We start from the raw sequence: 21,390 nt of genomic DNA, 5'->3' as shown, positions 1-21,390 counted from the left end.
TGTCATAACAGGGTACAATTAGACTAACATTATATTGCTTAGCTTTGCGGCCTGTCTTAACCGTAAAGCATACGATAAACACCCAATTCGAACCCTATTCGTGTAACCATGACAACTCAATCGCACGCCCTGAAAGATTCGCGCCATAGGTATGCTCGGTTAGCGTTGGCGGCCTGTATTTATTATGCTGGAACAGAGCAGGTGTGGAGCGCAGATATGCCCGCTACAGTGCAGGAAACCAGTCTGCCTTCGATAAATAGCGTTTCCGAAATCGTTAATCCTATTCCTGCCGACAACCCAATTGGCGCCATTCTGCTTAGTAAACGACATCCGCTGTTGTTACGCGCCGATTTTAGCCGCGTTAGCGAGCTTGTTAGCCAAATCTATCTTAATACTCAATTTCAACCGATCTGGTTTACGGCAAATCGCTCGGAAAAAAACTTTAACGATTTGTTGAGCATATTAAACAATGCATCCAACGATGCGTTGAATCCTGCCAATTATGACGTTGACCGCCTGAAACAACTGATCAGTGGCCCGAATCCTGATAACGCTGCCGTTGCGGGTTACGATGTGGCTTTGACCGTGTCCTTAGTACGTTATCTGCACGATTTGCGGCAAGGCCAAGTAGATCCGCGCGATGTTGAGTATCCGGTACACATCGCTCCCAAACCCGCTTTGGATTTGGCCGGCTTGTTGAAACAACACTTGGCATCGCAAACGTTGACCGAGGTAGTCGGTCAATTTGAGCCTAAAACTAAGCAATACCAACAACTCAAACAAATTTTCACGCGTTTGCAGCAGTTGGGAAATCAAACGGGGCCTCAGGAATTCAAGCCCGGCAAAATGCTACGTCCAGGCGATAAGCATCCTCATATCGTGCATTTGCGCCAACGACTGCGGGACATGGGCTTACTGGACAATAGTGCCGCCGATAGTAAAACTTACGACAGCGATTTGGTTGCCGCCGTCAAAAAAATTCAGCAACAACAAGGATTAACAGCAGATGGCGTGATTGGCTCGGCCACTGCCGCCTTATTCAATCAATCTTCGAGCGAAAAAATCGCCCAGATCGCGCTGGCCATGGAGCGCGCGCGCTGGATTCCGGATACCACCGACGGGCCGATGATTGTGGTTAATATCCCGGCATTTGAGTTGTGGGCGTTTAATTCAGTTGACGACCCTAACCCGCTGAACATGAAAGTAGTAGTAGGCAAGTCCCAGAGCAACCAAACGCCGGTACTTTGGGAAGAAATGAAATATCTGGAATTTATGCCGTATTGGAACATTCCAAAAACTATTTATGAAAAAGAAATACTGCCAAAAGCAGCAAATAACCAAGGCTATTTAGCCAGCCAGGAAATAGAGCTGGTAAGACACCAAAACAGTGAAGAGAAAGGCGGCGGCAGCTATTTGCGCGCGCGGCAGCGCCCGGGCAAGAAAAATCCGTTAGGACGGGTTAAGTTCGTATTTCCAAATACGGCGGACGTATATTTACACGACACCCCCGGCCATGCCGCATTTAACCGCCCACGCCGCGATTTAAGCCACGGCTGTGTGCGGGTATCGGCGCCGGAACAATTAGCCCAATTCGTCCTGGGCGATCAGGCCGGCTGGGACAAAGAAACCATCAAGCAAGCAATGTCGGCCCCTAAAACCCGCCACGTGACGCTAAAACGCGCCGTACCGGTACTGTTTTATTACGGCACGACATTTGTCGATCATCAAAACCAGTTACGTTTTTACCCGGACGTTTACGGCCAGGACGAACAACTGAAAAAGGCCCTGGACAAAATCCATGCTCCAACTACAGCTAGTTCGACAGCGAATAATCAATTGGTGATGAGTAAAAGCCCAGACGTCGGCGCCAATCCATAAGCGGCAAAATCGAGCAGACATAAAAAAAGCGCCGCAAATGGCGCTTTTTTTATGAGCGAACGACTCTATAACTTCCAGGTTCTGAAGGTTCCGGTATCCAGGTGGATGAAGTTTGACTCGGGGTAATATCCTACTCCACCCCGGTGCATGGCCAGCGCCGCACTATGAATACGCCGAAGATCAAAACGCTCGATGCGAATATCCACAGCCCGGCCATGCATGTGAAAACTGTTATTGGCAACACCGGAATTCTCGGCATGCAATTTAGCGTTGGTCAATGGCGAACGATAACCGCAGATAACATCAAACGGTTGATTTAAACCCAAGATTTGTTTCAAATCGTGCAACTGATCCAGTAATTCCGGATCGATAGGATGTACATCGTCGGTGCGATAATCGCGCAACAAAAAGCTGATTTCATCCAACGCATCAGTAAGATAACGGCCTCTTTCAAAATACGTCAGACTTAATTTGTCCCCAGTATGCGGATTTTGAAACGCCAACGCCCGATGTGTCGCCAAGCGACCGTGATCAGCCAAGAACAACGAATCTTGGCTAGATTCCATGAATGGTTCTCTTGGCGCCGGCTGAATAATAGAATGTACTCTACCGCCCTGATTACCATGACGATTGGCATGGTATGACGCCGTGTTTACGTGTTGCTTTTTGCCTGTGTAAATATCTCGCACGCGAGACTCATGCAGGGAGTGGCGTTCCGCATGGGCGGTATGCAGGTGCCCATGCTCGCCGACAACAGATTTAAGGTTGTTTCCGCCAGCGCTTTTGCTTAGTTTGGCAGGTTGACGAACAGCCTTGGTCGCCTGAATGACTCCATGTTTAGGCAAACGCACTGCGCTCCTTGCCGACTTCGCCAATCGATGGTTTTTATCCGCTTTTACCGCTACGCTTTTCGCAGCATGCACTACGCCGGGCATCGCAATAGATAAAACCGCACCAACAGCCAGACGCCCAAAGAAACTGCGTCGAGACAGCTCTACGTCGTCTTGCTTATTGTCTTGATTTTCTAAATTATGTCTCAGCATCCATAATCTCCTGATTAAACATCATTCGGATAGTGATGATTCCGAAGGCTAATGCCTATCGGTGTTTTGTAATTATAGCACTCTGTCACATTTCAAATTTGCTTTTGCCGACATTTTGCCACAAGGATTGCTTACACAGGAGAAGCTTGCAGACATTCAACCCACACCAAACTGCCACTCAATTCAGCTTGAAACCTCACTTTCTCCGCTTACTATTCGCGCTTTTAGAATTTTCCGGACAGCAATAAAAGCACCAGAAATAGCCTGACAACTGCGGACAAACCCAAACAATGTCACCGTTTTGATATGCGAAGCCTGCCAAGCCGCGCCCTATCGAAATAATCAGTTGCTGTCCGCAAAGTACTGTAAAAGCTGACTTGAAAATTAAGCCGCTAAAACTTGCGAGGGACAAACTACCCCCATAAAACGAAAACACCAGCTTTGTGACTCAGGCTGTTTTCTCGCCATTTTTTTAATAAAAACACAAAATATTTTTTACTACGAACCGCGTATCACAGAAGCATTTTGCTAGAAAGCGTATGGTATCTCGACTGCAAATCATTGGAGAACGACATGGAAAAGCTCATTAAACCCCAAAATCAACTGACGCTGTCTCAGCAGCTCTGTCATTCCTTTTTTTCCCAAAAAGGCTACGACCCCTTCATAAACTTTCATTCGCACGATGGCTGCGCCATGTACGACTCTTATTTACGCCACCAAAGGAGTTTTGCATCCGGGATAACAGGTCAAAACTGCCAAATCAGCTTTGTGAGCAAATTTACCAAACTGGAGTAATACTCAACGGCGGACCTAAAAGCCGCAACCGATTACTCAAACCCGAGAAACATCACTGTCAAAAAACGGCCTGCGCCAGAGCCAATGGGCTTGCCAATATCGACATCTATTTAAAATCAATAACTTGCTTGGCGCAAACCATTTCATCAACACACCTGAATAAGGGCGTCACACATTTCTGATACTCGGATTTTTTATCGCCCGTTGCCCGCATCCGCTTGGGCAGTAGCAACCTACCCTTCTCTACGTTATATTCATCGGTAAAAGCGATAGACGCTAACCTTTGATGCTACCCAATTTACTTGTGACTACTCTATTTCAGATCCCGGAAAATCATCCGCAACGGTTTATCTTGCACAACGAAGTCCATGCTAGGGCCTCGTCTATTCTCAGCTTGCCGGTCAGGGCCAGTTACCTGGCATTATCGCTAACAAGCGACGAGAAAATGCAAGAACGTCGGCATTTGAAAGCACTCTGCGAACGGTTTGGAACTGCACCGCCCGACCTGGATGCGGACCACTTTAGCGCCAGCTTCGATGCGTTTCAGATGAGTTGGGAGCAACACGGCGAATTCAGTACCTACAGCTTTTATGCCTACGACACCGCCGCGGAGCCGTTTGCAGACCCTGCTTTAAAAAAAGTCCCAGTCGATTGGTTATCGCAGATCAGCGGAAAAGTGATCGTTGCCGCTCATGCCAGCGTCGTCTCAGCAGCAGACGTTAATTACCAAGACGAAATGGATTTATCGCCACTAACCACCTACTTTGCCGGCAACCCGATCGTCGGCTCAAAAGTAACTGGCGGCGCGGCAGCCGTATTTACCGATTTTCGGATTCATGTCGATGGCTTTAGCCGATTTTTGGTGGTCAATCAAAACTTGAGAACCGCGCAGGCCGGACGCTTATTGCATCGTTTGTTCGATATCGAAGTTTACCGCGTGATGGCGCTGTTAGCGTTCCCTATCGCGCGTAAACTTTATCCGGAATTAAAAAAGGCTGATCGGCAGCTGTATACCATCACTAATTCGATGACCCAACCGGATAACGATGACGCCAAACTACTGGATGAGTTAACGGCGTTGGCGGCTGAAGTGGAGAACCATATTTCCACCCATCAATTTCGCTTTGCCGCAGCCAGCGCTTACTACCAATTGGTCGGCCAACGCCTGGAAGACTTGCGCGAAGTGCGGATTCAGGGCATTCAAACCTTGGGCGAATTTATGAAACGGCGTTTGGAACCGGCGATGCATACCTGCAATTCCGTATCGCACCGTTTTACTCTAGTCTCCGAACGCGTGAGCAATGCCAGCCAGTTGTTACGCACCAAAGTCGACATTATTATCGAGCGGCAAAACCAGGGCTTGCTATCGTCCATGGCCCTGCGGGCAAAAATGCAGTTGCGCATGCAACAAATGGTGGAAGGCATTTCGATGGTAGCCATCACCTATTATGCTGCGAGCCTAATCGGCAAAATCGCCGAAGCATTGCACAGCTTAGGATGGCATGTGGACGCCGAGTTGGTGGAAGGCGCATCGATTCCATTTATTTTGGTCATCATCGGCATAAGCACTAAACGAATTCATAAGATCATTGCGAATACGACAGAATGAATACCATCCCATCATGCTGCGCGCCGTAAACCAGCCAAATATTGAACAGGGCAAAAATGACATTTATTTATGAATATCATGCAATTAGGTAACCTTGAGAATTGACTGACTAAGCCCGACCAGACATCTTTAAGGTAATCCGAACAATCCCCTCCAAATCTTCGTGGTTTTTTGTGCGCAGAGCATCGGCTACAATCGCCGGGCTTTCTTTAAACCGTGATTACAATTCGAGGAATCAATCCATGGCAGAGTATAGAAAATACAAATGCAAAACCTGCGGCCACATTTACGACGAGCAATTGGGCGATCCACGCAACGGCGTCGCACCTGGTACTCGCTGGGAAGACGTACCTGAAGATTGGGGCTGCCCTAAATGCGGCGCGGTAAAATCCATGTTTACTCTGGTACGCTAACAAGCGTCTAGTGCAGTAAATAAAAAGGGCGCAATTTGCGCCCTTTTTCGTCTGATTAATCTAATCGACACTAAGCAAGTTTGTCCTTTATAAAACTGACTAGATTGCCGAACGCAACATTTTGGCTTTCTTTATCCATCCGTCCTTGATATTCGACGGTTCCGCTATCCAGGCCGCGGTCGCCGATTACAATCCGGTGTGGAATGCCGATCAGCTCCATATCCGAGAACATGAATCCCGCTCGAACCTTTCTGTCGTCCAGTAACACTTCGATACCCGCATCCGTTAAATCTTTATAGATTTTCTCGACCGTATCGATCAAGCGATCCGACTTATGCATATTCATTGGGCAAATAGCCACTTGAAACGGTGCTAGTTCGTTGGGCCAAATAATGCCGCGTTCATCGTGACCTTGTTCGATAGCCGCCGCGACCACCCGCGAGATACCAATGCCATAGCAGCCCATGATCATGATTTGGTTTTTGCCGGCTTCGTTAACAATGGCGGCGTTCATCGCTTCGCTGTATTTAGTGCCCAGCTGAAAAATATGGCCCACTTCAATGCCTCTGGCAATGGTAATTTGCCCTATGCCGTCGGGACTCGGATCGCCTTCGACCACCATGCGCAAATCTGCAATGTGTTCCGGCAATTCTAAGTCGCGCTGCCAATTGACACCTTGATAATGTTTGCCGTCTTGGTTGGCGCCGCAAATAAAGTCGGACATCAAAGTCACGCTACGGTCTGCAACTATCTTTATGCGCAAACCGATAGGGCCTATCGAGCCGGGTTTGCAGTGGCAGGCGCCGAGAATTTCTTCATCGCTGGCAAATTGCAGTGGCGACAGTACACCGTCGATTTTTTCGGCTTTAATCGGGTTTAATTCGTGATCGCCACGCAGTAACAGCGCAACCAGGCTGTCGTCCTCGCCCCTGACGATCAAGGTTTTCAGGCATTGCTTGGCATCGACCTTGAAAAACCCGCTGACCTCTTCGATGCTGTGCTGATTTGGCGTATCCACCAAAGTTTTACTTTGGGTCGGCTCGGCGCGTGTCCCGTCCGGCATGACAGCTTCGGCTTTTTCGACATTCGCGGCATAATCGCTGACGGTGGAAAAGGCAATTGCGTCTTCGCCGGATTCGGCAAGTACGTGGAATTCATGGGAGACCGCGCCGCCAATTGAGCCGGAGTCGGCTATCACTGCCCGGAATTTCAAACCAAAGCGGTTAAAGATATTGGTATAGGCTTGATACATTACGTCGTAGGTCGTTTGTAGCGATTCCTGATCGAGATGGAAGGAGTAAGCGTCTTTCATGATGAACTCGCGAGAACGCATCACACCGAAACGTGGACGGATTTCGTCGCGGAATTTGCTCTGAATTTGGTAATACGTTATTGGCAACTGTTTGTAGCTTTTCAATTCATAACGAGCGAGATCGGTGATAATTTCCTCGTGCGTTGGACCCAGACAAAATTCGCGGTCGTGACGGTCTTTCAATCGCGCCAATTCCGGCCCGTATTTTTCCCAACGTCCGGTTTCTTGCCATAGCTCCGCAGGTTGCAAGGCCGGCATCAGTACTTCCAGAGCACCCGCTTTATTCATTTCCGTACGGACAATCTGCTCAACTTTACGCAATACTCGCAAACCCAGCGGCAACCAGGTATAGACGCCGGCGGCAAGTTTGCGAATCAAGCCGGCGCGTATCATGAGTTTATGACTGGCTATTTCGGCGTCGGCCGGTATTTCTTTGACGGTACTAAGAGGAAATTGGGAAGTGCGCATATTGGCCCTGAGGTTGTTTTATCAAAACCGCTATTTTAACGGCTAAACGCCAAAACCACGAATCAACGACGCTATTTGGGTCTATCCTAATAACTTTTAGCGTTGCTGTTGTTGATGAAATTTGGGAAACTTGACCAGATAAAAGACCCAGAAAAAGGAAGTTATGATTAAAGTACTGCTGGTTGATGATCATGAGCTTGTCAGAAGCGGCATAGAAGCTTTGCTGGCAGCTGAAAAGGATATTGTAGTGGTCGCCGTTTGTAATTGTGGCGAGGAAGCTTTGCGGATTGTCGAGCAAGAGCCGCCCGATGTCATTTTGATGGATATTAATATGCCCGGCATAGGCGGATTTGAAGCGTGCCGCCGCATATTGCAATCACGGCCGTCGATTAAAATCATTGCTTTGTCGGTGCATAACGACGGCCCCATACCGCAACAGTTGCTGAAACTAGGTGTGGTCGGCTTTGTATCCAAGGCTTCGCCGGTCAGCGAAATGGTGGCGGCGATTAAATCGGTAATTTCCGGTAAGCGCTATTTGTGCCAGGATGTGGCCAGTAATTTGGCTTTTCAGTTTTTGCCCGGCGCGGATGTTTCGCCTTTTTTACAGCTTTCCCAACGTGAGGCTGAAGTGGTACGTCTGATTTTACGCGGCAGGAGTATTCAGGAAATGTCGGAAGCCTTGCAACTGAGCGACAAGACCATCAATACCTATCGCTATCGCTTGTATCGCAAGTTGAATATAAAAAACGATGTGGAGTTGACCAGATTAGCGGTCAAATTTAATTATCTTGATGCCATTTAAGGAGCAGGGATGTGGGCTGTTTGCCACACATCCCTAGAAATAGTTAGACCAAGGTGCGGGCTTTGGTAAAAGCTTCCCGAAAATCCAGAAATACCGGCTTTTCAGCTTCCAGCATCATTTTCAACAATTCGTGTTGTAACTGGTATTTAACATTACCTATTGCCAGCGCACCGACACCGACCGCATTTGTCGATTGATTCGCCAAGGTTAATGGTGCCGATAAATCGTTTAACTCTATGCCTTCTATACCTGATGGCGGTACGGCATTAACATCGCCGGCTACTTTCAACTGCTTGGCTTGCGCGAGCACTGCGGCATTGATGACGCGGATACCGGCTTTTGCGGTGCAAAACACCAGATCTGCATCGGCTACTAACGCTGCTTTTTCTTCGTCATTATGGGCAACCCCTCCAGTCATGCTAGCGCCAAAGCGCCGGTTGTATTGTTTGGCAGCATCCTTTGCGGAATCGATCGATAGATGATCCACCAAGATTGTTTCTGCGCCTTGCAAGGACGCTATCACGCCGGTGGCGATACCGACCGGGCCGGTGCCGCCGAACACAACCGCCTTGCTACCCTTCAATTCCTTGCCATGATGTTCTTTCAGCGCTTTTTCCACGCAAGCCACCAAAGCAGCCGCTGTGGTACAAGCTCCGCTGGGATCGGCAAATACTGAAACCTCAAATGGCGGCACCATGGCCGGCTTGGTGGCTTGCAACATGTCGATAGCCATGCCCATATCCCTGCCGCCGATAAAGATCGCGGTTTTTTTGCTGGCCGACGGACTACGCGAAAAAATCGCATCTTGGGTCAAATTGTGAATGGTCTCCAATTTGACGTTGGAATACGGCATCAGCACATCAAAGCCTGCGTCGAGTGCCATGTTAATGTCAAACGGACTGTTGTTTGGCATCGGGTCGAACATGTGAAGTATGCTGCGTTTTGCCATTTTTACCTTACCCTCTGTGATAGGCAGACTTTGGGGAGCTTAGCTAATTACTTAGACGATTTGATGAATTCGCGAGCGACTTCGAAAGCGTGTTCGAAATGTAAGAATAGCGGTTGATCGCTTTCCAGCATTCTTTTCAGCAAACGGCTTTGCGCTTGGTATTTGATGTTGCCTATCGCCAGAGCGCCTATACCTACCGCGCCACTGGTGGATCCGGCTAACGGTTTGCCGTTATCGAACGCATCCACACCGGCAATACCGGCTGGCGGTACCGCGTTTACATCGGCCGCTACTTTCAATTGCGCAGCTTGGGAGATTAATTCTGTGCTGAGCAATTCAATGCCGGCCGCACCCGTTGCAAAAACCACATCGGCGGTTTTCATGTATTCGGCCTTATCGGCGTCGGCGCCTGCCAGCACTGTAATTTTGCCATCGCCAAATTCTTCGCTGCATAGCTCTGCGGTGCGCTCGGCTTTATCGAGTTGCCTACCGATGATTCGGACTTTAGCGCCCGCTTGAGCGGCAATCACCGCAGCCGCTTGACCGACCGGACCGGTACCACCCAAGGCGATCACGTTTTTACCTTCCAGCGTGGTGTCGAATTTTTCAGCCAGTTCTTTTTCAACTGCTGCGACCATGCCGGCTGCAGTGGTGAATGCGCCGCTAGGATCGGCGAATACTGATACTTCGAAAGGCGGGACCATGGAATTCTTGGCCATTTTCAACATATCCATTGCTTGCTTGGTCTCCCGGCCACCGATAAAAATAGCGGTGCGCAACAGGCCTTTCGGACTGCGCGAAAAAATAGCATCTTGGACCAAGCCCCTGACTTCGCTGGGTTCAACGTTGATGTAGGGGATTGCTGAAATCCAGCCGGCGTCCATCGCCATATTGACGTCGAACGGGCTTAAGTTCTTGGCTGTAGTCAGCATGTGCAGGATAAAGGGTTTTTCCATGATGGCCTCTTATAATTTGATTAGCCGGTAAGTATAAAAGAAAAGACAAGACGATAACAATTCTAGGCTAAATGCCAAATTGCGCTTTATTTTAAACGCGCCGGCACATGCGGCTCGATAGCATGGTACATCAACTGGTGCATCTTGGGGTTGCCAACGATAATGTTACCGGACTGTAAGTATTTGTCGTTAAAGGAAAAATCCGTGGCAACACCGCCGGCTTCCTGCACCAGCAACACTCCGGCGGCAATATCCCATTCCTTCACGCCGATTTCCCAATACGCATCCAGACGACCGCAGGCCACATAAGCCATATCCAGCGCGGCGGCTCCGGCGCGGCGGATACCGGCAGAATCTGCGCAGACCGCTTTGAACATACCTAGATAGGGCTCTATGTTTTCCATGGTTTTAAACGGAAAACCAGTGCCAATAAGGGCACCGCGCATACTGCTTTGTTTGGTTACCCGGATTTTGCGATTATTCAACATCGCCCCGCCGCCGCGTTCGGCAGTGAAGAGCTCGTCGCGGCTGGGGTCATAAATCACACCCAATTCCAGTTTGTTTTTGTTTTTTAGCGCTATAGACACGGCATATTGTGGAAAGCCGTGTAAAAAATTAGTGGTGCCATCCAGAGGGTCGACAATCCAGGTGTAATCGTTACCTTTATGCTCGCCGCTTTCTTCGGCCAGAATGCCATGGTCGGGAAACGCGGCACGGATGACTTTGATAATTTCCTGCTCGGCAGCCCGATCAACTTCGGAGGCGTAGTCGTTACGGCTTTTTTGATCGATGGTGAGTTTCTCGATATTTTGTGAAGAGCGTTGGATTAGGTCGCCGGCATTCCGCGCTGCGCGGACGGCAATATTAAGCATCGGGTGCATAGATCGAATTGGAAATGAGCAGTTAGAAAACTCGGATAGCATAGCAAATTTTGCTAGAATCGCTGCTTTTTTAGCCGCAGAGGCCGGGCATTGCTATCACATTTTAAAGTGGTTTTAGTGGAGACTTCCCATCCCGGCAACATCGGTGCGGTGGCTAGAGCTATGAAAAATATGCGGATGGATCAACTCCGATTGGTATCTCCAAAATTTTTCCCGCATGCTGACGCCACGGCCAGAGCTTCCGGGGCCGACGATGTGCTAAGAGCCGCAACTGTCTTCGATTCCTTGCCAGATGCTATCGCCGACTGCCGGATTGTATTGGGTTCCAGTGCGCGCGATAGGACCATCAGCTGGCCAAGTTTGACTGCCAGGCAAACCGCCGAAAAATGGGTAGGTGCATTACCGAAGCAAAATATAGCCTTGGTGTTCGGCCGTGAGAATTCGGGCTTAAAAAACCATGAATTGGACTTATGCCATTATTTGTTGCGGATTCCGTGCAATGCAGAATATAGCTCGCTGAACTTGGCGGCGGCAGTGCAAGTTGTGTGCTACGAGCTATTCGTCGCATCCGGCCAGGAAATGGTCAGTACGGTGGGCGATATGGGTGAAGAACCTCTGGCGACAGCCGAACAAATGGAAGCCTTCTATGTGCATCTCCAGCAGACTATGGCGGATATAGGTTTTCTACACCCGGAGCGTTCTAAATCAATCATGCGTCGCTTGCGGCGAATCTTTAATCGGACCCAGCTCGATACCAAGGAGCTGGATATCCTGAGAGGCATTCTGCGCTTCTCGCAAAATCACAATGCCGAATAACGCCATGCTGGCCAGACTTAAAGAAGATATAAACTGCGTATTTGCCCGAGATCCGGCCGCACAATCGGCTTTTGAAGTAATAACGACCTATCCTGGTTTCCACGCCGTACTGATTCACCATTTCAGTCATTGGCTGTGGTTACGTGGTTTTAGGTGGGCGGGCCGTTATTTATCGTTTTTGGGCCGCTGGCTGACCGGCATCGAAATTCATCCCGGCGCGCAAATCGGCCGGCGGTTTTTTATCGATCATGGTATGGGTGTGGTAATCGGCGAAACAGCGGTGATAGGCGACGATTGCACGCTATATCATGGTGTGACCTTGGGCGGTACCAGTTGGAACAAGGGCAAGCGCCATCCGACATTGGGCAACGGCGTGGTAATAGGCGCCGGCGCCAAAGTGCTGGGACCGATTGAAATTGGTGATGGCGCCAGAGTCGGTTCAAATTCGGTGGTGGTGAAATCGGTGCCCGTTGGTGTCACGGTAGTCGGGATTCCGGCCCATATCGTCGATGCGAAAGCCAAGCAAGAAAAAGCGCGACGCGACGCAATGGCCCAGAAAATCGGTTTCGACGCATACGGGGCGACTGGTGATATGCCGGACCCCATCGCGAATGCCATCAATCTGATGCTTGATCATATCCATCAGCTCGATAAGCAAATAGCCGATATGCAACACGTGCTAAACGATGCCGGCATCGATTGCCAGCGTCAGGCCATGTCGGCATTGGATGATTGTGAGATAAAGGATAAGCAATAACATAATCAGGTATTTTCTAACAACAAACCCTCCAGCGCTTGTCATCTGCGTGACTCAAACTGATTAGCGTTTGCCTTGAGCTTCTTGCAGAGTCGCGAGATTTCTACCCCGCAAATTCCCAACGAGTTCAAGCTGTAAAACGCTTGATCTGTCCTCAGAATTCAAAAATATGCGTTACAGATTGTCTGTGTTTAATACCTCAAGAACCAGTTACGATTGAATACTTGACCAAATTACTGGGTTTATTTATAGTCAGCATTATTTTCATTAGTTTGTAAGGGGTTTGAAATGCGGCTTACCACAAAAGGGCGTTACGCGGTCACCGCGATGCTGGATTTGGCTTTTCACAGCCAATCCAACCCGGTGACTTTGACTGACATTGCGACTCGGCAAACCATTTCCTTGTCTTATCTTGAACAATTGTTTGCTCGTTTACGCAAGGCCGGCATGGTCAAAGGTGTACGAGGACCTGGTGGCGGTTATACGCTCAGCCGTAGCGCCCGAGATATCAACATCGCCGACATTATCGAGGCAGTCGACGAACCTGTCGATTCAACCAAATGCGGTGGCAAGGCCAATTGCCACAACGACGAACCTTGCCTGACACACGATTTGTGGATGGGCTTGAGCGAGCAAATTCGCGCTTACTTAAAAGAAATCAGTCTCGGGCAATTGCTGGAGCGCGATTTTGTCAGTGACGTGGCAAAAAGACAGAGCAAACAAGTCGAGCATGTAATCGAAATGCAACCCAGGCAGGAAAAACGCATCGCGTAATGATCTATCTGGATCATAACGCCACCACCCGCTGTGACGAGCGAGTGGTGGAAGCGATGTTGCCTTACTTGCACGGCATGTATGGCAATCCATCCAGTCTTTATAAGCTTGGCCGCATAGCCCGTAGCGCCATCGACACCGCCAGGGAGCAAATCTTGGGGCTGATCGATGCACCAGGAGCGCAGATTGTATTTACCAGCGGCGGGACTGAAGCAAATGCATTGGCGCTAGCCAACGCCCGCGACCACGGGCTGGCGATTTCTGCAATCGAACATCCCTCCATTTTCGAAAACGCCGCACACTACCGGCGGTGTTTTCGCGACGTGCAAACGCTTGAGGTGGATGGCGCTGGAATAGTGCCATTACTCGCGTTGGATAAAGCCAATTGGCAAGCCGGCGACATGGCCTCGGTGATGTTGGCCAACAATGAAACCGGAGTTATTCAAGACATTGCTGACATCGCCGAACGTTTGGCTGAGCGAGGTGTCAACCTGCATACCGATGCCGTCCAGGGCTTGGGTAAAACATCATTTTCGTTCAAAAAGCTAGGCGTTAAATTGATGAGTTTATCCAGTCACAAAATATACGGGCCAAAAGGCTGCGGGGCGTTGGTAGTTTCAGAAGATTTTGTTTTAAAGCCCTGGCTGCGCGGAGGCGATCAGGAGCATGGCTCACGGGCCGGCACGGAAAATGTGGCGGCAATAGTGGGTTTTGGCAAAGCAGCGGAATTGGCTAAGACGGAAATGAACGCAAGGGAAGCTCGCATGCTTGCGCTGAGAATGCGTTTGGAGCAAGCTCTACGCACCATTCCGGGCTTGGCGATATTTGCCGAACACGCCAAACGATTGCCGAATACCGTGCAGTTTGGTATCCCCGGCATTAGCGGCGAAATGTTGTTAATGCGGTTGGATCAGCGCAATATCGCGGTTTCCAGCGGCTCCGCCTGCTCAGCGTCGTCCGGCGAGATCAGCCCGGTGTTGACGGCTATGGGGGCGGACGCCTCTTTGGCTAAATCAGCGATCCGCGTGAGTTTGGGTAAAGACAATCAAGAAACCGAAATCGATCAATTCGTCGATGTGTTAAAAGCATTGATAGCAAATTAACTAGGAGAATTAGCAATGGCTATTACCGTTACCGAAAGTGCCGCGAGGCAAATCCAAAAGCAGTTACAAAAACGCGGAACTGGCCTAGGTTTGAGATTAGGCGTTAAAACCTCGGGATGCTCGGGGTACGCCTACGTGCTCGATTATGCCGATCAGGCCGAAGCCGACGAAGTGATTTTCGACCAATACGATGTAAAAGTGCTGGTGAAACAGGCTGATCTGGATAAATTGAGCGGCATTGAGTTGGATTATGCCAAAGAAGGTTTTAACGAGGCCTTTAAGTTCAACAACCCCAATGTAAAAGGTACCTGCGGTTGCGGGGAGAGCTTTTCGGTTTAGCGTAAGAAACGCCGGCTTTCCTATTTAGATAAAGCCGGCGTCATCGGCGCTTATTTCATGTTCGCGCCGCAGTTTCCTTCCATTTTTTTGCCTTCAGCAGCTTTGTCCGCAGCTGGAGCAGCCGGTTTGTTACCAGCGCACTTGCCTTCGGTAGCAGCTTTGCTGTCAGTGCTTTTTTTCATCATAGACGCGCCGCATTTCCCTTCTCCGCAAGAGCCGTCTTTCATTTTATCGGCACCGGCTTCAGGTTTGGCTTCGGCAGTCAGCATATAGCCTGAGCTCAACTCAGACAACGCAAACGGATTGCTATCGGCTTGAGCAAAATTGCCCGCCAGCGTTGGCAGCAGAGATGCGCCGATTGCGATGGCGAACGGGGTTTTGTTGATTTTCTTCATACTATCTCCTGTGGAAAAAACGAATTGTTCTAATAAGTGGTTTGCCACCGGAACCCTGCATTTCCGGCAACTGGCCTGTTGTTAATATCACAAAAAAGCCTTGTAAAGTAAAGGCAGGAAGATTCTGCCAATCGGCAGTATACTTTCGCCCGAAACGACTCATTTCCGCAACCTACCAATGCGCTATCCAGCAAAACCATGACTTCAAAAAAACCGATTGCACAACTGGGAGCCGAGGTTTTGCGCCAGCAGGCGCAGCCAGTTGACGACTTTACCTGTCCGGAGTTCCACAAACTGATTGAAATCATGCATGAGACTATGCTGGAGGCCAATGGTGTCGGCATAGCTGCCCCGCAATTGGGTGCTTCCCGGCAAATTTTGATCATCGCTTCCCGGCCAACAGCCCGTTATCCGCATGCTCCGGAAATGCCGCCGATTCTGATGGTCAATCCAAGTTTCGAAATTGTTGACAGCACTTTACATAAAGATTGGGAAGGCTGTTTAAGCGTACCGGGTATCCGGGCCCTGGTGCCGCGTTACCAGGCTATCGTAGTGCAATATCAAGATCAGCAAGGCGAAATCTACAGCTTAGCGTTGCAGGATTTTCCCGCCCGAGTATTCCAACACGAATTAGATCATCTATTGGGATTGGTCTATCTGGATAGGGTTGAAAATAACCAAGATATTATCTCCGAAACCGAGTTTTTCAAACGCATCGCCGCATAGGAGCCAACTGAATGAAGTTTGTGTTGTTGTTAATAGGCCTATTGACCAGTTACAGCAGTATGGCTTTGCCGCCGCTGTCTTTCAGTCAAGTGGCGCCGGGCATCTATCTGCATACCTCTGCACACCATTGGCCGGATCGAGATAATCACGGCGAGATTGCCAATATCGGCTTTATTGTTGGTGAGCGCTGCGTGGCGGTCGTCGATAGCGGCGGCAGTCCGCAACAGGGAGTCGCGCTACGCAATACCATCAAGCAAGTTACCGCTAAACCGGTTTGTTATGTGATCAATACCCATGTGCATCCCGATCATATCTACGGCAATATCGCCTTTAAGGGACCGGGCGTGCAGTTTGTCGGCCATCATAAGCTGGCGCGCGCCATGGCGACGCGCGGCGACCATTACCTCGGTCGTGCAGCGGAATTGCTGGATATTCAGGTCAATCAAGACAATATTATTCCGCCCGATATAGAAGTAAAAGACACAATGACTTTGAACCTGGGTAATCGCGAACTGCTCCTGACCGCCCATCCGAGCGCGCATACCGATAACGATTTGAGCGTTTACGACAAGTCCACCGATACTATGTGGCTAGCCGATCTGTTGTTTTTAGAGCATATCCCGGTGATAGACGGCAGCATCAAAGGCTGGTTATCGGAGATGGAGCGCTTGGAGAAAAATCACTACAAATTAGTGGTGCCCGGCCACGGTCATTTGGTTAAAGATTGGCCGGTAAGCCTACAAGCGCAAAAAGCCTATTTGACTGGATTGGCAACTGAAGTGAGAGCCATGATCAAGCAAAGCAAAACCTTGGAGCAGGCCGTGAATAGCGTCGGCTTGCCTGCTAAAAAGAATTGGCAATTATTTGAACAATTCCACCGCAAAAATGTGACTATCGCATTTGCCGAGCTGGAATGGGAAGATTAAATAGTGGAGAGTAAAAGCATGCATAAACCTTACAACCTTATTTATCTGTTGGCTTTAATGATTTTGCCCGCGACCGCCGCCGCGGAAGGCGACGACATTACCTGGAACACGGTTTTGAAAAGCCAGTTTTTCGCCGGTAAAAATATCGAAGAATCCAATGCGGTTATCGAGTTGGATGCTCCTTATCGGGCGGAAGATCCGGCGATTGTACCGGTTAAAGTCACCGGCAAGTTTGCACAAAGCAAGGATAAATACATCAAAAAAATCTGGTTGTTTGTCGATAAAAACCCGTTTCCATTTGTCGGTGAATTCGAGTTCTTTCCGGAAAGTGGCAAAGCCGATTTAGCGTTGCGCGTGCGCGTCAATACCTATAGCGACATTCGCGCGGTGGCCGAAACCAATGACGGCAAGTTCAGCATGACCAAAAAATTCGTGAAAGCCAGTGGCGGCTGCTCGGCACCGATCGGCGCTGATCTGGATGAAGCCATGAAGCGGCTGGGCAAGGTTAAGTTTAGGCTCGACGACAGCATTCAAAGCGGTCAACCTGCCCTGACCCAATTGATGATCAGCCATCCCAACCTCACGGGTATGCAGATGGATCAAATGACCCGATTTATCAGAAAATCGCACTTCATCGATCAACTGAAAGTGACGTTTAACGGCAAACCCGTGCTTAACGCCAAAATCGATATTGCGATCAGCGCCGACCCGAATTTCCGCTTCTACTTTGTGCCGGATAAGGCCGGCGAGTTAAAAGCCGAATTTACCGATGTGTCTTGTGAATCGCCCACCAGCCGGAATGTTTGCAGTAAGGGCGGCAGCTACTCGCAAAGTTATACGGTAAGCCCATAATGGCAGGTTCGCCAATCAGAGGGATACTGTTGGCATTGGGCATGCTGGCATTTGCCGGCGATGCGCTTGCGCTGCGCTGTGGACATAAACTGGTCCAAGTGGGCGACTATAAATCGGAAGTGTTGGAAAAATGCGGGGAACCCGATTCGGTCGAACAGCGCCGAGCAATCCGCGGCAGCCGCTTGCGGCATCCCTACGGTGCATTGGAGATAGACCAGTTCGAAGAAGTACTGATCGAGGAATGGATTTACAACTTTGGGCCGCGCAAGTTTCAACAGCTGTTGGAGTTTGAAGACGGTGAGTTGAAAAAAATCCGCAATTTAAGCTATGGATACTGAAGCGCAAAAAGAACCCGCCGAAAAACGGCGGGGTTAGCAGGATTGCCACAGGAGAGCCCATCTCACCGAGCCATCGGTAAAACATTAAAAATTTACGATCATCACACCTTACATACCATGCTGGGCCGGGACACTGAAACTACCAAAATGCTGAGGCGCACCGGGCATTAAAGGATTGTCTTGCACCACCGACCTAGGTTTTTGCCAGTGCCCAGCCGCAGCCGGCCGGCCCAGGAAATAACCTTGCAACAATTTGCCGCCGGCATCCAAGGCAATATCCAGTTGCACTTCGTTTTCGATGCCTTCGATGATCGCTTGCGCGCCCAAGGCCTGGATAATTTCGATTAATTTCGGCAGTACCCGGCGAATCTTGGCATCGGTTTGCGCCTGATGGATGATGCTTAAATCCAGTTTCACAAAGCTGGGCGATAAACGCCACAAGCGGTCCAGATTGGAATGCCGGCTACCGAAATTATCGATAGCCACCTGAAAGCCGCGATCGCGATAATTGTCCACCGCCTCTAGCAACTGTTGATCGGCTTCCACCGCGTTTTCCATGATCTCCAGCACGACTTTTGTGGTCGGCACCGAATGCAGATGCAGAATGTGTTCGAACACCTTGCCGTGCGTATTCACGCTCACCAGCAATTTGGGATGTACGTTTAAAAACAGCAAGCCCTTATCCGTCGGCAGATTCAGATAGTTAAGCATGTGCAGGGTTCTCGCCACCCTATCCAACTTCACCAGTTTGCCCTGGTTATCCGCCCAACTAAATGCAAAATCCGGACTCACGGCTTCCAAGCCGGTGGACGTGCGCAGCAAAGCTTCGTAGCCCAACAGGCCATGGGATTTTCCTGCATCGAATATCGGTTGAAACTCGCTGCGCAATTTCAGGCCAATAAACCGACTCAAAACTTCCTGTTGCTGGATTTCCAGTTTGAATTCGTCCAGATCCAAATACAAGGCCCGTTCCAGATCGTCACGGAGCAATTCGATGGTATTTTCCACCATGGCTACACCCTCCACTGCCTAAGCATTCTTAGCGCCCGTAAATTTTGTCGAACACACCGTTATCGTCGAAGTGTTGTTTCTGTATAGCACTCCAACCGCCCAGTTGCGCGACGCTGACTAGGTCCAAAGTCGGGAATTGTTTGGCGTATTTAGCCGCGATGTCTTTGTCGGTCGGCCGATAGAAGTTTTTGGCGATAATCTCCTGGGCCTCCTTGGTGTAGAGATATTTCAGGTACTCGGTCGCCAGGTCCTGGGTGCCGTTCTTTTTCGCCACCGCTTCGATCACCGCCACCGGTGGCTCGGCCAGGATGCTAAACGGCGGGGTGACCACTTCGAACTTATCGGCGCCGAATTCTTTCAACACCAGGTAGGCTTCGTTTTCCCAGGTAATCAGTACGTCGCCGATTTCCCGTTCGGCAAAAGTGGTGGTGGAGCCGCGCGCGCCGGAATCCAGTACCGGCACGTTTTTAAACAGCTTCTCCACAAAAGCCTTGGCGGCGTCCTTGCTGCCGTTTTTCTTTTCCGCGAACGCCCAGGCCGCCAGGTAATTATAGCGGGCGCCGCCGGAGGTTTTCGGGTTGGGGGTGACGACGGAGACGCCGTCTTTGACCAAATCGTCCCAGTTTTTAATGGCTTTGGGGTTGCCCTTGCGCACCAGGAACACGATAGTCGAGGTATAAGGCAAGCTGTTGTTAGGCAATTTGCTTTGCCAGTCTTTTGGCAACAAGTTGGCTTTCTCGTGGATTTGATCGATGTCGCCCGACAGGGCCAAGGTCACCACATCGGCTTCCAGGCCATCGATCACGGCGCGGGTTTGTTTGCCGCCGCCGCCATGCGATTGCTGGATGGTGACGTCTTCGCCGGTTTTGGTTTTCCAGTATTGGCTAAACAGTTGGTTATATTCTTTATACAACTCGCGAGTCGGGTCGTAGGAGACGTTCAGCAAGGTGCGTTCGGCCAGTGCGTTGCCGCTCAGGGCCAGGGCTATACCGAAGAGTAAGGGCTTAAAGGTATGGGTAAATCTCATGGGTGCTCCTGAAAAAGGGTTATCGGATCTGCTTGCGGCAAGCTGGGCTTTGTTTGACCACGTTGCGTATGCTACGCAAAGCCGACAACCAACAAAAACGATATATTTAGAATTGAATATCTGATATTAAGATATTAGATTCCGGATACAGACCTAACCGACGCGTGGTCAGGTTTGCCATAAACAAAGGCTTTCAGGGAAATTTCGGAACAGCAGCGAGTAAGGAGTTCGCTAGTTTTGGTGCGATACCAGACCGTAAAACAGCGGGAAGCCGAAGCTTCCCGCTGCTAACCAAGGTCAAACCGCAACTATCTTACGCCGCCCTACCGCCGCCAATCCGGCCAGCGCACTGCCGAATAACCAAACGGCGCCGGGAACCGGCACTTGCGAGACGGTGATGGTATTGCCAGCCAGAGAAAAATTCAGGGTATCGGAGCTCAAGGTGAGCCGATAGTCGCCGTGATCGCGGGCGGCAAGCCCTGTCGGTAAGGTCAAGTTATCGTTAGTATTGATACCGGCGACAGCTTCACTGGTCGATAAGGTGTAATCGGCCACCAGATACAAATAATTGCCGGCCTGCAAGGTTACGTTAAATGCCGGATCGCGCAAGAAAAGGGAACCGTCCGCCGAACCGTCGGTGTTAGTCAAAATCGGCTGATTGCTGCTATCGGGGCAGTGATTGCCGTCGGAATCGTCGCAACGCGCCAACATATCGCCAGCATCCAGCAAGCCGTCATCGCGGTAGATATAAGTATCCGGATCCAGAAATGTAATTTCACCGTCGTTGTTCAGGTCGATTTCCTGGTAACCGGCGGTGGATGTTTGCTTTTGAGTGGCCTCATAAGCCAACAAATCGACTTTGAAAGTACCGCCGCTAAGCATATTGATTTTCCAAGTATCGTAGGTAGTGCCGCCGCTTACTTTATAAATGGTTCCTGACACTTCCAGAGTATTTGCTTGGGCCTCGGCAATGAACGCATACCCCGCCAATCCGGCGATACCAATTGATTTTATTAGTTTATTCACGATTACAACCTTTATGTTGATTGAAATTAGAGCGCATTGGCAACTTGATTTTCAGGGCCTCTAAAAATTCGTCATTCCCGCGTATTCGGAAGCGGTTAATCCGCGCGGCGGGTCCAGTTTGCAAAGTCAGCGACAGAACCGAATATGAATGATTGGAAGTCCCAAATCGTGTTAGCCGTTTCTACGCCTACGGC

The 21,390-nt window shown here is 49.9% G+C and carries 22 protein-coding genes; 13 read left to right on the top strand and 9 right to left on the bottom strand.

Going from position 1 to position 21,390, the window contains the following annotated elements:
• Nucleotides 1-216: 216 nt before the first annotated feature.
• Nucleotides 217-1,878 carry a L,D-transpeptidase family protein gene (locus ACR64Q_RS05090; RefSeq protein WP_313733794.1) on the top strand — a complete coding sequence of 554 codons (1,662 nt, stop codon included), beginning with the start codon at nucleotides 217-219 and terminating at the stop codon, nucleotides 1,876-1,878.
• Nucleotides 1,879-1,943: 65 nt separating this feature from the next.
• Here the strand turns inward: ACR64Q_RS05090 and mepK are convergent, their stop codons facing one another.
• A complete protein-coding gene (gene mepK / locus ACR64Q_RS05085; RefSeq protein ID WP_313733793.1) occupies nucleotides 1,944-2,921 on the bottom strand; it encodes a peptidoglycan L,D-endopeptidase MepK in 978 nt (325 codons plus the stop codon).
• Nucleotides 2,922-4,002: 1,081 nt separating this feature from the next.
• Here mepK and ACR64Q_RS05080 point away from each other — a divergent pair.
• Together ACR64Q_RS05080 and ACR64Q_RS05075 are read left to right on the top strand one after the other, a co-directional pair.
• Nucleotides 4,003-5,325, top strand: coding sequence for a DUF3422 family protein (locus ACR64Q_RS05080; RefSeq protein ID WP_020485395.1), 1,323 nt, complete (start codon nucleotides 4,003-4,005; stop codon nucleotides 5,323-5,325).
• A 242-nt stretch (nucleotides 5,326-5,567) separates the two neighbouring features.
• Nucleotides 5,568-5,738, top strand: coding sequence for a rubredoxin (locus ACR64Q_RS05075; protein ID WP_020485394.1), 171 nt, complete (start codon nucleotides 5,568-5,570; stop codon nucleotides 5,736-5,738).
• Between the two features lie 70 nt (nucleotides 5,739-5,808).
• On the opposite strand, the gene ACR64Q_RS05070 is transcribed toward ACR64Q_RS05075, so the two are convergent.
• Nucleotides 5,809-7,518, bottom strand: coding sequence for a proline--tRNA ligase (locus tag ACR64Q_RS05070; protein WP_313733792.1), 1,710 nt, complete (start codon nucleotides 7,516-7,518; stop codon nucleotides 5,809-5,811).
• Nucleotides 7,519-7,681: 163 nt separating this feature from the next.
• On the opposite strand from ACR64Q_RS05070, the gene ACR64Q_RS05065 reads away from it, so the two are divergent.
• Nucleotides 7,682-8,320, top strand: coding sequence for a response regulator (locus tag ACR64Q_RS05065; RefSeq protein ID WP_020485392.1), 639 nt, complete (start codon nucleotides 7,682-7,684; stop codon nucleotides 8,318-8,320).
• 43 nt (nucleotides 8,321-8,363) lie between these two features.
• Here the strand turns inward: ACR64Q_RS05065 and ACR64Q_RS05060 are convergent, their stop codons facing one another.
• The 3 genes from ACR64Q_RS05060 to ACR64Q_RS05050 form a co-directional block, all read right to left on the bottom strand.
• The gene (locus tag ACR64Q_RS05060) at nucleotides 8,364-9,269 is read right to left on the bottom strand and encodes an NAD(P)-dependent methylenetetrahydromethanopterin dehydrogenase (RefSeq protein ID WP_313733790.1); all 906 of its coding nucleotides are present in this window, start codon (nucleotides 9,267-9,269) and stop codon (nucleotides 8,364-8,366) included.
• 47 nt (nucleotides 9,270-9,316) lie between these two features.
• Nucleotides 9,317-10,225, bottom strand: coding sequence for an NAD(P)-dependent methylenetetrahydromethanopterin dehydrogenase (locus ACR64Q_RS05055; protein WP_101055021.1), 909 nt, complete (start codon nucleotides 10,223-10,225; stop codon nucleotides 9,317-9,319).
• A gap of 86 nt (nucleotides 10,226-10,311) precedes the next feature.
• Nucleotides 10,312-11,106, bottom strand: a complete 795-nt coding sequence (locus ACR64Q_RS05050) for an inositol monophosphatase family protein (protein ID WP_020485389.1) — start codon at nucleotides 11,104-11,106, stop codon at nucleotides 10,312-10,314.
• Nucleotides 11,107-11,196: 90 nt separating this feature from the next.
• Here ACR64Q_RS05050 and ACR64Q_RS05045 point away from each other — a divergent pair, with 90 nt between their 5' ends.
• The 5 genes from ACR64Q_RS05045 to ACR64Q_RS05025 all read left to right on the top strand — a co-directional run bounded on the left by ACR64Q_RS05045 (nucleotide 11,197) and on the right by ACR64Q_RS05025 (nucleotide 14,895).
• Nucleotides 11,197-11,922: an RNA methyltransferase gene (locus ACR64Q_RS05045; RefSeq protein ID WP_036276353.1), complete on the top strand. Its 726-nt coding sequence runs from the start codon at nucleotides 11,197-11,199 to the stop codon at nucleotides 11,920-11,922.
• 4 nt (nucleotides 11,923-11,926) lie between these two features.
• Nucleotides 11,927-12,679, top strand: a complete 753-nt coding sequence (cysE, locus tag ACR64Q_RS05040; protein ID WP_026147227.1) for a serine O-acetyltransferase — start codon at nucleotides 11,927-11,929, stop codon at nucleotides 12,677-12,679.
• Nucleotides 12,680-12,967: 288 nt separating this feature from the next.
• Nucleotides 12,968-13,453: a Fe-S cluster assembly transcriptional regulator IscR gene (gene iscR / locus ACR64Q_RS05035; protein ID WP_020485386.1), complete on the top strand. Its 486-nt coding sequence runs from the start codon at nucleotides 12,968-12,970 to the stop codon at nucleotides 13,451-13,453.
• A complete protein-coding gene (locus tag ACR64Q_RS05030) occupies nucleotides 13,453-14,556 on the top strand; it encodes a cysteine desulfurase family protein (RefSeq protein ID WP_026603992.1) in 1,104 nt (367 codons plus the stop codon). Before iscR ends, ACR64Q_RS05030 begins: the two co-directional genes overlap by 1 nt.
• 15 nt (nucleotides 14,557-14,571) lie before the next feature.
• On the top strand, nucleotides 14,572-14,895 hold the full coding sequence (locus tag ACR64Q_RS05025) for a HesB/IscA family protein (protein WP_026603991.1): 324 nt from the start codon (nucleotides 14,572-14,574) through the stop codon (nucleotides 14,893-14,895).
• 50 nt (nucleotides 14,896-14,945) lie between these two features.
• Here the strand turns inward: ACR64Q_RS05025 and ACR64Q_RS05020 are convergent, their stop codons facing one another.
• Entirely contained in the window at nucleotides 14,946-15,290 is a 345-nt protein-coding gene (locus tag ACR64Q_RS05020) for an HvfA family oxazolone/thioamide-modified RiPP metallophore (RefSeq protein WP_020485383.1), read from the bottom strand.
• A gap of 198 nt (nucleotides 15,291-15,488) precedes the next feature.
• Here ACR64Q_RS05020 and def point away from each other — a divergent pair, with 198 nt between their 5' ends.
• The 4 genes from def to ACR64Q_RS05000 are packed head-to-tail and all read left to right on the top strand — an operon-like array spanning nucleotide 15,489 to nucleotide 18,132.
• Nucleotides 15,489-16,016 (top strand): peptide deformylase, encoded by a 528-nt coding sequence (gene def / locus ACR64Q_RS05015; protein ID WP_313733788.1) that lies wholly within the window; start codon nucleotides 15,489-15,491, stop codon nucleotides 16,014-16,016.
• A gap of 11 nt (nucleotides 16,017-16,027) precedes the next feature.
• Nucleotides 16,028-16,942 carry a quinoprotein relay system zinc metallohydrolase 2 gene (locus ACR64Q_RS05010; protein ID WP_026603989.1) on the top strand — a complete coding sequence of 305 codons (915 nt, stop codon included), beginning with the start codon at nucleotides 16,028-16,030 and terminating at the stop codon, nucleotides 16,940-16,942.
• A gap of 18 nt (nucleotides 16,943-16,960) precedes the next feature.
• Complete coding sequence (locus tag ACR64Q_RS05005; RefSeq protein WP_026603988.1) at nucleotides 16,961-17,794, top strand: quinoprotein dehydrogenase-associated SoxYZ-like carrier; 834 nt, start codon at nucleotides 16,961-16,963, stop codon at nucleotides 17,792-17,794.
• Nucleotides 17,794-18,132, top strand: a complete 339-nt coding sequence (locus tag ACR64Q_RS05000) for a DUF2845 domain-containing protein (protein ID WP_020485379.1) — start codon at nucleotides 17,794-17,796, stop codon at nucleotides 18,130-18,132. Before ACR64Q_RS05005 ends, ACR64Q_RS05000 begins: the two co-directional genes overlap by 1 nt.
• Before the next feature lie 108 nt (nucleotides 18,133-18,240).
• Here the strand turns inward: ACR64Q_RS05000 and ACR64Q_RS04995 are convergent, their stop codons facing one another.
• From ACR64Q_RS04995 to ACR64Q_RS04985, 3 genes are all read right to left on the bottom strand, one after another.
• Nucleotides 18,241-19,143, bottom strand: coding sequence for an EAL domain-containing protein (locus tag ACR64Q_RS04995; protein ID WP_313733787.1), 903 nt, complete (start codon nucleotides 19,141-19,143; stop codon nucleotides 18,241-18,243).
• Between the two features lie 28 nt (nucleotides 19,144-19,171).
• The gene (locus ACR64Q_RS04990) at nucleotides 19,172-20,170 is read right to left on the bottom strand and encodes a sulfate ABC transporter substrate-binding protein (RefSeq protein ID WP_020485377.1); all 999 of its coding nucleotides are present in this window, start codon (nucleotides 20,168-20,170) and stop codon (nucleotides 19,172-19,174) included.
• Between the two features lie 297 nt (nucleotides 20,171-20,467).
• Complete coding sequence (locus ACR64Q_RS04985) at nucleotides 20,468-21,196, bottom strand: VPLPA-CTERM sorting domain-containing protein (protein WP_026603985.1); 729 nt, start codon at nucleotides 21,194-21,196, stop codon at nucleotides 20,468-20,470.
• Nucleotides 21,197-21,390: the final 194 nt, after the last annotated feature.

It is taken from the genome of Methylomonas sp. 2F7 (assembly GCF_057126975.1).
The sequence above is the reverse complement of the archived record's forward strand: the minus strand, read 5'-3'. Positions and strand labels throughout refer to the sequence as shown.

What these genes read in the sequence shown, in the direction of transcription:
- cysE (WP_026147227.1), top strand. Translation starts at nt 11,927, where the DNA reads ATGCTGGCCAGACTTAAAGAAGATATAAACTGCGTATTTGCCCGAGAT.
- ACR64Q_RS04990 (WP_020485377.1), bottom strand. Translation starts at nt 20,170, where the DNA reads ATGAGATTTACCCATACCTTTAAGCCCTTACTCTTCGGTATAGCCCTG.
- ACR64Q_RS05010 (WP_026603989.1), top strand. Translation starts at nt 16,028, where the DNA reads ATGAAGTTTGTGTTGTTGTTAATAGGCCTATTGACCAGTTACAGCAGT.
- ACR64Q_RS05050 (WP_020485389.1), bottom strand. Translation starts at nt 11,106, where the DNA reads ATGCACCCGATGCTTAATATTGCCGTCCGCGCAGCGCGGAATGCCGGC.
- ACR64Q_RS05000 (WP_020485379.1), top strand. Translation starts at nt 17,794, where the DNA reads ATGGCAGGTTCGCCAATCAGAGGGATACTGTTGGCATTGGGCATGCTG.
- iscR (WP_020485386.1), top strand. Translation starts at nt 12,968, where the DNA reads ATGCGGCTTACCACAAAAGGGCGTTACGCGGTCACCGCGATGCTGGAT.
- ACR64Q_RS05090 (WP_313733794.1), top strand. Translation starts at nt 217, where the DNA reads ATGCCCGCTACAGTGCAGGAAACCAGTCTGCCTTCGATAAATAGCGTT.
- mepK (WP_313733793.1), bottom strand. Translation starts at nt 2,921, where the DNA reads ATGCTGAGACATAATTTAGAAAATCAAGACAATAAGCAAGACGACGTA.
- ACR64Q_RS05065 (WP_020485392.1), top strand. Translation starts at nt 7,682, where the DNA reads ATGATTAAAGTACTGCTGGTTGATGATCATGAGCTTGTCAGAAGCGGC.
- ACR64Q_RS05070 (WP_313733792.1), bottom strand. Translation starts at nt 7,518, where the DNA reads ATGCGCACTTCCCAATTTCCTCTTAGTACCGTCAAAGAAATACCGGCC.
- ACR64Q_RS05055 (WP_101055021.1), bottom strand. Translation starts at nt 10,225, where the DNA reads ATGGAAAAACCCTTTATCCTGCACATGCTGACTACAGCCAAGAACTTA.
- ACR64Q_RS05025 (WP_026603991.1), top strand. Translation starts at nt 14,572, where the DNA reads ATGGCTATTACCGTTACCGAAAGTGCCGCGAGGCAAATCCAAAAGCAG.
- ACR64Q_RS05080 (WP_020485395.1), top strand. Translation starts at nt 4,003, where the DNA reads ATGCTACCCAATTTACTTGTGACTACTCTATTTCAGATCCCGGAAAAT.
- ACR64Q_RS05005 (WP_026603988.1), top strand. Translation starts at nt 16,961, where the DNA reads ATGCATAAACCTTACAACCTTATTTATCTGTTGGCTTTAATGATTTTG.
- ACR64Q_RS05030 (WP_026603992.1), top strand. Translation starts at nt 13,453, where the DNA reads ATGATCTATCTGGATCATAACGCCACCACCCGCTGTGACGAGCGAGTG.
- ACR64Q_RS04995 (WP_313733787.1), bottom strand. Translation starts at nt 19,143, where the DNA reads ATGGTGGAAAATACCATCGAATTGCTCCGTGACGATCTGGAACGGGCC.
- ACR64Q_RS05020 (WP_020485383.1), bottom strand. Translation starts at nt 15,290, where the DNA reads ATGAAGAAAATCAACAAAACCCCGTTCGCCATCGCAATCGGCGCATCT.
- ACR64Q_RS05060 (WP_313733790.1), bottom strand. Translation starts at nt 9,269, where the DNA reads ATGGCAAAACGCAGCATACTTCACATGTTCGACCCGATGCCAAACAAC.
- ACR64Q_RS05075 (WP_020485394.1), top strand. Translation starts at nt 5,568, where the DNA reads ATGGCAGAGTATAGAAAATACAAATGCAAAACCTGCGGCCACATTTAC.
- def (WP_313733788.1), top strand. Translation starts at nt 15,489, where the DNA reads ATGACTTCAAAAAAACCGATTGCACAACTGGGAGCCGAGGTTTTGCGC.